The sequence below is a fragment of the Peptoniphilus obesi ph1 genome (assembly GCF_000311865.1).
Taxonomy (GTDB): Bacteria; Bacillota; Clostridia; order Tissierellales; family Peptoniphilaceae; genus Peptoniphilus_E; species Peptoniphilus_E obesi.
This window is the reverse complement of sequence record NZ_HE978580.1, coordinates 330,348-342,537: the sequence shown is the minus strand read 5'-3', so window position 1 is coordinate 342,537 and position 12,190 is coordinate 330,348. Positions and strand designations below refer to the sequence as shown.

At 28.6% G+C, this 12,190-nt stretch carries 8 protein-coding genes; 6 read left to right on the top strand and 2 right to left on the bottom strand.

Features of this window, described 5'->3' with window-relative positions; all coding sequences use genetic code 11:
* Positions 1–2 precede the first annotated feature (2 nt).
* Positions 3–494 carry a DNA-deoxyinosine glycosylase gene (locus HGPB_RS01570; protein ID WP_036738006.1) on the top strand — a complete coding sequence of 164 codons (492 nt, stop codon included), beginning with the start codon at positions 3–5 and terminating at the stop codon, positions 492–494.
* A 3-nt stretch (positions 495–497) separates the two neighbouring features.
* Positions 498–1,127: an NAD(P)H-hydrate epimerase gene (locus HGPB_RS01565; protein WP_019131919.1), complete on the top strand. Its 630-nt coding sequence runs from the start codon at positions 498–500 to the stop codon at positions 1,125–1,127.
* Positions 1,128–1,148: 21 nt separating this feature from the next.
* Here HGPB_RS01565 and murJ read toward each other — a convergent pair whose 3' ends face one another.
* Positions 1,149–2,756, bottom strand: a complete 1,608-nt coding sequence (gene murJ, locus HGPB_RS01560; RefSeq protein WP_019131918.1) for a murein biosynthesis integral membrane protein MurJ — start codon at positions 2,754–2,756, stop codon at positions 1,149–1,151.
* A 105-nt stretch (positions 2,757–2,861) separates the two neighbouring features.
* On the opposite strand from murJ, the gene HGPB_RS01555 reads away from it, so the two are divergent.
* On the top strand, positions 2,862–4,613 hold the full coding sequence (locus HGPB_RS01555; protein ID WP_019131917.1) for an ABC transporter ATP-binding protein: 1,752 nt from the start codon (positions 2,862–2,864) through the stop codon (positions 4,611–4,613).
* A 45-nt stretch (positions 4,614–4,658) separates the two neighbouring features.
* Here HGPB_RS01555 and HGPB_RS01550 read toward each other — a convergent pair whose 3' ends face one another.
* Entirely contained in the window at positions 4,659–5,210 is a 552-nt protein-coding gene (locus HGPB_RS01550; RefSeq protein ID WP_172635020.1) for an endolytic transglycosylase MltG, read from the bottom strand.
* Between the two features lie 223 nt (positions 5,211–5,433).
* Between HGPB_RS01550 and HGPB_RS01545 the strand changes: the two genes are divergently transcribed.
* Genes HGPB_RS01545 through HGPB_RS01535 form a run of 3 tightly spaced genes read left to right on the top strand, consistent with a single transcriptional unit; the run spans position 5,434 to position 12,189 of the window.
* Positions 5,434–6,438, top strand: a complete 1,005-nt coding sequence (locus HGPB_RS01545) for an RluA family pseudouridine synthase (protein ID WP_019131915.1) — start codon at positions 5,434–5,436, stop codon at positions 6,436–6,438.
* Entirely contained in the window at positions 6,407–9,103 is a 2,697-nt protein-coding gene (locus HGPB_RS01540; RefSeq protein WP_019131914.1) for a PD-(D/E)XK nuclease family protein, read from the top strand. Before HGPB_RS01545 ends, HGPB_RS01540 begins: the two co-directional genes overlap by 32 nt.
* Positions 9,103–12,189: a UvrD-helicase domain-containing protein gene (locus HGPB_RS01535; protein ID WP_019131913.1), complete on the top strand. Its 3,087-nt coding sequence runs from the start codon at positions 9,103–9,105 to the stop codon at positions 12,187–12,189. The genes HGPB_RS01540 and HGPB_RS01535 overlap by 1 nt, the downstream gene beginning before the upstream one ends.
* Position 12,190 lies beyond the last annotated feature (1 nt).

Genomic DNA, 12,190 nt, shown 5'->3' with positions numbered 1-12,190 from the left:
TCATGGGAGATTATCAGACAATAGTCCATCCTTTGAAGGCAGAATTTGATGAAAATTCTAGGATTTTGATTTTGGGAAGTTTTCCATCTGTAAAAACTAGAGAATATGGTTTTTTCTATGGTAACAAGCAAAATAGGTTTTGGAAACTTTTATCTCTTATCTTTGAAGATGATATAGGAGAAAAAATAGAAGATAAAAAAGAATTTTTGCACAGACATCAAATTGCCTTGTGGGATGTAATTTACAAGTGCGATATCATAGGCTCGAGCGATTCGAGTATAAAAAATGTGGAACCGACTGATCTTTCAAAAATTATTAAAAAAGCTAATATTCAAAATATTTATTGCAACGGCGGTTTGTCATATAAATTATATAAAAAATATCAGAGTAAAAATTTAGGAATGGATGCTTTTAAACTTCCTAGCACATCGCCTGCCAATGCTAGATATTCTCTGGAAGACTTGTTTGATTTTTGGGAAATTATCAAGGAGTAAATTATGGATTTTGAAATCATATCTGGCGACCAAATGAAGCTAGAGGATAAAAGAGCAATCGAAGAATATAAAATTCCTTCAATTGTTTTAATGGAAAATGCTGCCATGGCATTTTTTAATCAAGTTAAAGATTTAGCAAATGAATTTGTAATTGTTGCATCGACTGGAAATAATGGTGGTGATGGACTTGCCATTGCTAGACATTTATTTTTAAATAAAAAATCTGTCAAAGTTTATATGGTCGGTAAAAAAGAAAAGATGACTAAGGATTGCAAAATAAACTATGATATTCTTTTAAAACTTGGAATAGATCCCATCTTTTTAGATAAAATAAATGATGATTTAAAAAATGATATTAAAGATAAAATTTTAATTGATGCCATATTTGGGACTGGACTTTCAAGAAATGTTGAAGGATTTTATAAAGAACTTATTGATCTTATAAATGATGAGGCAAAATATATAGTTGCAGTTGATATTGCATCTGGTTTAAATGCAAATGATGGAAAGATTATGGGAACTTGCATAGAGGCTGATATGACAATTACTTTCCACAAATTAAAAAAAGGAATAGACTTAGCAGACCCCAAATACAAGGGAATAATTTTTACAAAATATATAGGAATACCATAAAAAAAACTAACTTCTAAGAAATTAATTTTCTTTTGAAGTTAGTTTTTCTGCTTTTCTATTATTTAATTTTCTTTTAACTATCTTAACAACATCTCTTATTTCTCTTACACCAAGTTTATATAAACAAATTCCATAAACTGTTGCAGCTAAGCCTGTAACAATTAATAAAATAATAAGTTTTAATATTTTTGTGCTGGCAACAGAAGAAACATTAGCAAGTACAAGTTCTTCTATAGGATAATATAAAAGTGCAACCAGAGCCATGATAAATGACGCCATTAGAGTTTTTATCAAGGCTTTTATATATGTTTTTGCACCGAAATGTCCGATTTTTTTTCTTAATAGGACAAAAGATACTAAAACAGAAATTGTTGTTGCTATACTTACTGAACAAGCTAGTCCTCTAGTTCCAAATTTATGGGCAACCATAACGTTTAAGCCGACATTAATTAAGACATTTATCAAGCCTATATAAAATGGAGTCTTTGTATCAGATATTGAATAGTAGACCCTGTTTAAAACATTGCTAAGCGATATCGAAATTAGTGCCAGAGTATAAAATCTTAAAGTTGCAGTTGTATCAATTGCATTTTGTTGGGTAAATTTTCCGTAGAAAAATGCAATATCAACTATTGGTCTTGCAAGAATAAACATTCCAACTGTAGCTGGAACTGTTAAGAATAAAACAGTTTTTACAGATGCACTCATAACTCTTTTTCCTTGAATCATGTTTCCAGATCCAAAAGCCCTACTCATGGCAGGAAAGATTATAGCCGTTATAGCAGTTATAAACACACCAAGAACCATTACATTCATTTTATTAGCATAGTCAATTATGGTAGTTGATCCAACTTCCATGCCCATAGCAAGTCTTTTATTTACGATTATATTTACATCATTAATAGCTGTAGAAACAAGAATTGGTAGAGCTAGTATTGCTGCTTCTTTTACATATTTATCTGAGAAATTTAAAGCTGGTTTAAATTTAAAACCCGTCCTAAAAGTATCTGGCATTAAAAATAAAATCTGTGCAAGAACACCCAGAACTGATGCAATAGAAAGACCAACTATGCCACCCTTGTGACTTAGAAATAATAAGTAAAAAATAAATACAAGATTAAGTGGAATTGCAATTGCTCCTGCAGCTGCAAATCTTCCCTCATATTGTAGATATCCAGTAAAAACCCCAGCAATTGAAGAAAAGATAATTACAGGAATAGTTACCCTAATTAATTTTGTTACAAGATTAAGCATTTCTGGAGAAAGTTTATCTTTCGGTGTCACTAAAGATGCTAGAAATGGAGCAAATATAATTCCTAAAATTACAACTCCTATAGAAACAAGAGAAACTATAAATAGCATATTATTAGTGAAGTTAAGTTTTTCATCATGTCCAAGATCTCTTTCAGCTTTTTGTAAAGAAGGAATGAATGTAGTTGCTATTGCAGCTGTAATAAGGGCTGAAATAACAGTTGTAGCAGATTGACTAGCTACAAAGGCATCCATTTCAGATGTAGCACCAAATTTTGCTGCACGCAAGGCCTCTCTATAAAAGCCAAGAATTTTTCCAATTAAAGAAAATAATATGATAGCTAAGGTTGACCTAGCTATTTTTTTAGTGGATTCCATATTTACCTCCTAATAAAGAAGTATATATTTTATAAAAATATAAGTCAATATCATGATCTATTGATATAAAATATTTTATAAGTTAGAATAAATCTGGGTGATGAGATGGGAAAAAGAATGTTTATAAAAAAGATGTTTCCTTATTTTAAAAGATATAAAAATATATTATTTATAGATTTACTTTGTGCTGGATTTACAACTGCAGCAGAAATGATTTTACCTATTATACTTAGACATTTAACAAATGTTGGTATGAATGATTATGAATCATTAACTATGGAGTTAGTTTTAAGACTGGCACTTATTTTTGTGGGATTAAAAGTTATTGAACTTATAGCTTCTTATTACATGGCAAGTATTGGTCATATGATGGGGGCAAAAATTGAAAATGATATGAGATCTGATCTATATAACCACCTACAAGGTTTAAGTGATTCATTTTACAATGAAACTAGGATCGGAAGTCTTATGTCAAGAATAACAAATGACCTTGCAGATCTTACAGAATTTTGCCACCATGGACCAGAAGAATATTTTATTGGTGGTATAAAAATAATATTTTCATTTGTCATATTAAGTCGTATAAATTTGAAGATGACTTTAATAATCTACGCATTTATACCTATAATGATGATATTTGCATCAAAATATAATAAAAAAATGAAGCAGGCACAGAAGCAGCAAAGGGTTAGCATTGGAGATTTCAACTCATCAATCCAAGATTCACTTTTAGGGATCAGGGTTGTAAAAAGTTTTGCCAATGAAGATATAGAATCAGAAAAGTTTGATGATGAAAATGTGAAGCTTTTATCTGTAAAAAATGTATTTTATAAAGCTCTTGCTGGTTTTACAGTAGTAACAAAGTTATTTGATGGGATAATGTATCTGCTATTAATAATACTTGGTGGCTACTTTATGATAGAAGGCCAAATTGAAGCAGGAGACATGATAGCCTATGTAATGTATATAACATCACTTCTTGCAACTGTAAGAAGGATTGTTGAATTTACAGAGCAATTCCAAAAGGGCATAACAGCTGTTGAAAGATTTTCTGAAATTATGGAAATAGAATCAGAAATCAAAGACAAGGAAGATGCAATTGATATAGGAAATGTTAAAGGCGATATAGAATTTAAAAATGTAAGTTTTAGATATGAAAAAGATTTACCTTATATATTAAGAGACTTTAATTTAAAAATTAAGGCTGGAGAAAATATAGCGATTGTTGGACCGAGCGGAGCAGGAAAGACAACAGTTTGTAATTTAATACCAAGATTTTATGATGTGAATGCTGGAGAACTTTTAGTTGATGGAAAAGATGTAAGAGATGTAACTTTAAAATCCCTAAGAGAAAACATTGGTATCATGCAACAAGATGTGTATTTATTTTCTGGAACAGTTATGGAAAATATAAGATATGGAAAACCTAGTGCAAGCGATGAAGAAGTTGTAAAAGCTGCTGAGCTTGCAGGAGCTATGGAATTTATTGAAAAGTTAGACCAAAAATTTGAAACCTATGTAGGAGAAAGAGGGGTAAAACTTTCTGGTGGACAAAAACAAAGAATATCTATAGCAAGGGTATTTTTAAAAAATCCAAGTATTTTAATACTTGATGAAGCGACTTCTGCCCTAGATAATAAATCAGAAGAAGTAGTTCAAAAATCTTTAGAAAAACTTGCTAAAGGAAGAACAACAATATCAATTGCTCATAGACTGACAACTGTTCAAAATGCAGATGAAATTATAGTTATGAAAGACAAAGAAATTGTTGAAAGAGGAAAGCATAAAGACCTTATGGATAAAAAGGCTTACTACTACGAGCTTTATACCAAGGGCGGACTCTTGGATGTAAAATAGAAAAAAAGAAACTCACTATTGTAAAAAAATAGTGAGTTTTTTAATTTACTTTGTTAATTCTTCTATCAATTTTGAATCTCTGATTGGTGTTACAATTTTGTGTTCGCCAGGCTTTACACTGTAGTAAAGTTTTCTATCACTCAACTCTTTAACAAAAGTTTGGCCAGATTCTATAACGCCTGCTTCTTCTAATTTTTTACCAACCTTAAATCCATCATCATTTTCTTCAATTTTAATAGTATATTCTTTTTCCACACTGCCAGTTAATTTTAAAACTGTATCTTTTATCTTTGTGCCGCCTTCAATATTGTATGTACCAGGCTTAAATTTACTTTCAAGACCCATATCATGGACTAGAGCTTTAAAAGCAGCCTTGTCAGTCATAAGTCTTTTAGATAAAAGCTCATCAGCTATTTGATCAATGCTTTGATCTTTTCCTATGTTGACCTTAATATAATTTTGTTCAACTTCTATTATTTCTTTTACGCTATCTGTTTCTTGGTCAGAAACTTGTGCAAGTATATCTTTTTTAGTTTTTGAAAATTCATCAAAGAGACTAAATTTAATTGATGTATCTGAAATGCTTTCTAAAAACAAAGTATCAGATTTCCATTTTATAATTAGACACAAAAAGCCTATAATGAATATAGCCAAAAGAATATTAAGGATTTTTAGAATAAAATCAACTATGTTATATAAAAACTTCAAATAAGAACCTCATTTCTATTTAATTTACTACAAATATATATCATTTTTGTAGATTTTGCAATAATATTGGGATAAAGGCGAGATGAGAAATTAGTTAAGGAAGAGTGAAAGAATGCAAGAAATAAAAATAAATGAAAATGATGCAGGGCAAAGATTGGATAGATTTTTGAAAAAATTTCTAAAAAAAGCCTCCTTATCATTTATATATAAATCAATTAGGAAGAAAAATATAGTTGTTAATGATAAAAAAGCAAAGAATGACCAAATTTTAGAAGATGGTGATTCTATAAAAATCTACTTTAGCGATGAAACAATAGAGAAATTCACAAGAAATGATATAAAAAAGAGATCAAACAACTTTCCAGATGTTATTTATGAAGATGAAAATATAATTTTAATGGATAAAAAAGCGGGGATTTTATCTCACAATGATCAAAAAAATTTTCAAAAAAATATGTTGGATATGATGGTTGATTATTTGATTGCAAAAGATGAATATAAACCAAGGTTAGAAAAATCTTTTAGACCAGCCATTTCAAACAGATTAGACAGGAATACATCGGGGATATTAATCGGGGCAAAAAATGCAAAAAGTCTTAGACTAATAAATGAAAAAATAAAAGCTAATGACTTAGATAAGTATTATATCTGCCTAGTTAAGGGCAATTGTCCAGATGAATTTTTTGATAAGTCATATTTAAAAAAGACCAAAAACAATGTGGTGAAATCTACAAATGACTATAAAGAAGATTCAAAAGAATCTTTAACCAGTTTTAAAAAGATTTATGGCAACGGAAAATACTCTTTACTAAGGGTTGAATTAATAACTGGCAGGACTCATCAAATAAGAACAGTTTTAAAAAAGAGATCTTATCCCATAGTTGGAGATAACAAATATGGAGACAGAAATCTTAACCAAGAATTTTTAAAAAGATACGGCTATAGAAGTCAATTTCTTCACAATATAGCTATAAAATTTAAGAATTTTGATGATGAACTTTCATATTTAAATAACAAGACTTTCTTTTCAAAGTTACCTAAAAAAGAAGAAGAGATATTAAAAGATATTTTTGGAGAGGATATTATTGACCGCATTAAAAAAAGTATACAAATCTAGTATAGATTCTAATGGAGATTTTATCTTTGATTTAGTAAAAAAATATATAGATGAGGGCAAAAAAATCGCCTATATAATGCCCTCAACTTTTGCTCTTGAATCAAAAAGGAATGAATATTTAGACAAATTATCTGTCATCAGCGATCTAAAGTTTTTTACCTTCGATTCATTTAGAAATACGAACTTAAATAAGAAGAGTATGGATAAAAATATGCTTAAAAGATTTTTATATGAAAATCTTCAGTCTAATAATTATAAATATATTAAAAATAGCTCAGGCATGGTGGATGAACTTCTAAATTTTATTAGAAAGGCCAGAGAAGACCAAATAAAATTAGAAGCTAGTGAAGATCCATTTTTTGATGAGCTTCTCTTGATTTATAAGGACTATCTCGACTTTTTAGATAAGCATAATTTAACAGACCTTTTGGAAAATTTTCCAATAAAAGAAGATTTAGATTTAGTAATTATAGACGGATTTTTCTCAATAAAAAATCTAGACTTTGACTTAATAAAAAATGATTTTAAAGAAATAGACACTCTTGTAAATATTCCTTATTACATAAATGACTATTTTTTCAATGACAAGTTAATAAATAAGTTAAAAGAACTTGGTTTTGAAGAAGAAAATTTATATCGAGAAAATAATAAGGAAGAATTATTAGATAAATTATCTAATAAAATAAAAATACTAGAAAGTGACAACAAGTATTTAAGAGATAGGCAGCTAATAAAATTAATCAAGAAAAATGTTCAGGATATAGACCTTGTTAATTTCTCATCTTCAAGCTTGGACTTTAAGGAATATTTGGGCTTAGAAGACATAAGAATAAATGGACAAGCCGACAATGCACTTTCTGTAAAAATTGTAAAAGAGTTAATTGTTTTATTAAAATATATGGCAAATGGATCTAGGACTAATTTATTAAAAAGGCTGGACCTAGTTTATTTTCCGATACTTAGTGATAATAATTATCTAGTTGAGGAATTTAAAAATTTTGATTTTAAAAATTACCAAGATTTATATGAAAAAACTAGAAAATCAGTAGAACTAAGATATATAGGTCCAGATATTTTCTATGAGAGCATGAAAAAGCTAGATGAAAAATTTGAGAATAAGTCCACTTTTAAAAATTATTCTGAAATAATAGAAGATTTGATGACTTCTGCTAGTGATAGAGTTGCAGAAATATATGAAGAAAATCAGGACAAGGAACTTTTTTTGGTCAACAATAAAGTTATCGGCAAGATAAAAAGCATATTGGATATTTTTAAAAAATATGACAAGTATTTTGGACGAATTGACATAAAGTCCTATATAGAAATGCTTGAGGACAGCCTAGACAATATAGAAATTTATGAAAAGAATTATTATGATCCGAGTATTTATCAAATAGACCAAAGTCTTTGTGTGAGATTTAAGAAGCTAATCTTGGAAGGTTTGGATTTAAATTATCCTAATTATAAGAGGAATGATCCGATTTTTAATCCTAAAAACAAGCAAATTTTGGAAAAACTTTCTTTTGAATATTTAGATGAAGAAGATGTCTACCAATCTTCACTTTTGAGATTGATAAAATTGCTAGTAAATTCAGAACTTGCCTATATTTTAACTATAAAAGATAGCAATGATTTTTCAGTTCTTCTATCTATCTTTCAAAATATTGAAAAAATAAGCTTGGACCAAATATCTTCTGTAAATGAGCTGGGATTTTCTATAATTTCAGATTTAAAATCTAAAAAACTTGATAAAGGGAAATTTGCTCAATACTATAAATATTCTGATTTTAAAAATATAAATGAAAAAATATATAATGAAGAAAAAAGAAAAATAGATAATTCCATAAATTTAGATTCAGACAGTCTGGTAATTATTAAAGATTTAGTTGCAAATAGGGACTTTCACGCAACTGATTTTGATGCCTACATAAGATCTAGCTACGGATTTTTATATTCTAGACTAGTTGGCATAGAAGAATTGGAAGAAAAAGCCCAAGAATATATAGACATGGGAAATTTATTCCACAGGGTTTTAGAAGACTATTTTAAGATCAATAAGGATTCTATGGACCAAGAATACCTAAAAAAATTGATTGTAAGAAATATAAGAGATATTTTTGACAGGGACATAGAAACTGGCCTAGTTTTAGATAGGATATTTTTTGAAAATACTTATGATAATTTAGAAAAATTTATAAAAATGGATCTTGAAACTAGAAAAGACAATCAACCAGAAAGTTTTGAAATGCCTTTTGAACTTGAGATTGAAGGCATAAAAATCAAGGGCAGAATTGACAGAATAGACGACAGTCAGGGTCTAAAAATCATAACTGATTACAAGAGTTCAACTGCTCCAAGCACAAAGAGCGTTGAAGAATTTAAGTCTTTTCAGATGCCGATATATATGATGGCGATTGAGAACACCAAGGAATTGAGGTATGGAATAATAAGAGCTGCTAGTTACAGGACAGCCTTATTATTAAAAGATGAAAACACTAAAAGTAAAAGAGCCTTAAGTCCAGAAGAAATGGAAGAATTTATAGACCAAGTAAAAATTAAAATTAAAGAATTGATTGACAGGATTTTATCAGGAAATTTCACAAGTTTGGATGGATCTTATGATGAAAATACTTTTAAAAGTATGTTGAGGGAGGCAAGATTTTAATGGAAAAATTAAATAAAATTCAAGAAGAAGCCTCCATAAATTTAAAAAATAATATAGTTTTAAATGCAGCAGCAGGTACTGGAAAAACTAGGGTACTTACCAGCAGGTTTATTAATTCTTTAAAAGAAATTTCCAACTTAGGACCAGAAGCCTATGAAAAAATTTTAGCAATAACCTTTACCAACAAGGCTGCTGCTGAAATGAAAGAAAAAATCAAAAAAGACTTGCTAGCAAGTGAGGAGCAGGATTTAAAAAACTTGGCAAGGTATTTTTCTAAAGCAAATATTTTTACTATACACGGCTTTTGCAAAGATTATATAGAAAAAAATGCCATGAAATACGGACTTAGCTTAGACTTTGAAGTTGCTGATAGCAATTTAACAGATGCAATGTTATTCGATGCAATAGATGATAGTTTAGAAATTTATAAAAATGATAGCAGGCTTTATGATTATTTAAAAATAACAGAAAACTATAATTTAGACAATTTAAGGTCAAGTTTGTTTGAACTCTACCAAGAAATGAAAAACAAGTCTTTGACTATAAATGATATAAGGGCGAAAAACGCAGATTTTATCTTGGGTAAGGATAAAAAAGACCTGGTTAAGTTAATAAATCTATTAGAAGAATATGCTAGTTTAGATCCAGGAAAAAAATTCACTAACTTTTATAAAACTCAGGAATTTGCAGACTTTTTAAAAGAGCCTAACTATGATTTTCTAGATAGGATAGGAAGAAATTTAGGTAGCGTAAAAAGAGAAGAAGTCTTTAACCTGAGAAATAAAATTAAGGAAGAATTAGATGATATAGCAATATCATTTGAAGTTGAAAATCAAATATTTTACGATTTTATTTTAGAAATTTTTGAAAAAGTTATTGAAAAATATTCTAACTATAAAAAAGATGCCAATGTTTTTGACTATTCTGACTTGGAAGATCAGGCACTTAATATCTTGAGCCAGGAAGAAAACTTTCAATATAAATATATTTTAGTGGATGAATTTCAAGACACCAACAAACTTCAAGTTCAAATACTAAAATACCTTACAAAAAACTTATCGAGTGATATAAATTTATTTGTAGTTGGGGATCCTAAACAAAGTATATATGGATTCAGGGGAGGAGACCTAGAGACCTATAAGTCTTTTACAAATCAAATGATAGAAGAAAGTGCGATAAAGCTTGAGATGACTGAAAATTATAGGTCAAGTAAAAAACTCATAGAATCCTTTAATGAAATTTTTACCAAACTACTAGAAGATGATTACAGTTCAATAAATGCAAATATTGCTGGGGAAGAGAAAATAAAAATCTTAACTTGCGAGGAAGACCAAAATATTGGACTAGCAAATAAAATAAAAAACCTAGTAGAAAGTGGAATAAAAGAAGAGGACATAGCAGTTTTATTTAGGACTAACAAGGAAATTGCTCCATTAAAAAAAGAACTCATAAAAAGAGAGATTGGAGTAAATGATTCTTCAAATAAATTTGAAGATGAAAATGAAATAAGTGACTTGCTAATAATATTAAAAGCCATAAAAAATAAAAAAGATATAGTAAATATCTTGGCATACTTAAAAAGTCCCTATGTTGGTCTAGATGAGAATTCTATTTTTAAGCTAGCTCTCTACTATAAGGAAAATAATTTATTAGACCATGAGGCCTCAGAAAACTTAGCTGAGCCATACAAGTCCTTATACCTAGAGGCAATTGAAAATTTAGAATATTTTAGAAATTACAATAAATATTATTCTATATCTGATTTGATAATTAAAATATTGGAAAAATTAAATTATTATCAAATTTCTCTAATAGAAAATGGAGAAAATTCCCTAATAAATATAGATAAACTTATAAAGGCAGCAAAAGAATATGAAATCATGTCAATGAAAAAATATATGTCCTTTACAGAATATATAGAAAACTTATCAATCGAAGATGAAAATGATAAAAAGGGCGTAAAACTCATGACAATCCACAAGTCAAAGGGACTTGAGTTTAAGATAGTTTTTCTTGCCAATGCAGGTAAGGCAATAAGGTCAAAAGCCATGTCAAAACTCGCAGTAGGAGATATAGGACTTGGTTTAGATTTAAAAAAATCTAAATCTAAGCATTCCATTATAAAAGAAGAGAAGAATAAAAAAGAAAATGAAGAAGAATTGAGACTTCTCTATGTTGCCATGACAAGGGCGAGAGAAGAACTATTTCTTGGTGCAAACTTAAAAGATGACGAGATAGACATAGAAAATGCTTCATATTTATCTTTTTTAAAAGATTTAGACTTCCATGATTATGAAATTATAGAAGCAGATGAAAAAGAAGATAAGGATCTTGAAGTTTTTCAAATTCCAAACTTGGAAAAAACTGATCTAGCTTCAAATTATGAGATTTTAGATAATTTCACAGAAGCTGATCATTATATAGAAAATAAAATAGAAAAAAACAAGATTATAAAATACTATACTCCAACAGATTTTTTATATTATTTATATGATAAAGAAAACTTTTTTAAATCACATTTCCTAGGATATCAAGATAAAGATCTTACTGAAAATGGATTAAAAACTGGGATTAAATATGAAATAGATCCAATCATATTGGGAAATATTGTCCACAAATATGCAGAAATTAGTTCAGAAAACATAGATAGTTTTATAGATAGCCAGTTTGACATCTATGATATAAATAAAGATAGGGCAAGGCATTTAATAAAAAAACACATAGAATCTTATGAAAAATTAAATAGGGGAGAAATTCTTAGCAGGGAAGAAGAATTTTTCTATAAATTTAAGACTAGCATAGTCCGTGGAAAAATTGACCAATTGAGAAAAGTTAATGGAGAATATCAGCTTATTGATATAAAAACTGGTAACTTAAATGACCAAGCAAAAGATTTATATAAGCATCAAATTCATATCTATCTCGCAGCGATAGAAAAATTAAGAGATATAAAAATATCTTCTGCCTTTTTATTATCAACTTTAGATGAAAAAGAATATGAAATTGATATTAGCAGGGAAGAAGTAGAAAAAAGTTTAGAAAAATTTTCAGATTTTATCTTGGATGTAGAAAGTTACAAAATTTAGG

Coding starts and splice junctions, on each gene's coding strand:
- HGPB_RS01570 (WP_036738006.1), top strand. CDS start 3: ATGGGAGATTATCAGACAATAGTCCATCCTTTGAAGGCAGAATTTGAT.
- HGPB_RS01565 (WP_019131919.1), top strand. CDS start 498: ATGGATTTTGAAATCATATCTGGCGACCAAATGAAGCTAGAGGATAAA.
- murJ (WP_019131918.1), bottom strand. CDS start 2,756: ATGGAATCCACTAAAAAAATAGCTAGGTCAACCTTAGCTATCATATTA.
- HGPB_RS01555 (WP_019131917.1), top strand. CDS start 2,862: ATGGGAAAAAGAATGTTTATAAAAAAGATGTTTCCTTATTTTAAAAGA.
- HGPB_RS01545 (WP_019131915.1), top strand. CDS start 5,434: ATGCAAGAAATAAAAATAAATGAAAATGATGCAGGGCAAAGATTGGAT.
- HGPB_RS01535 (WP_019131913.1), top strand. CDS start 9,103: ATGGAAAAATTAAATAAAATTCAAGAAGAAGCCTCCATAAATTTAAAA.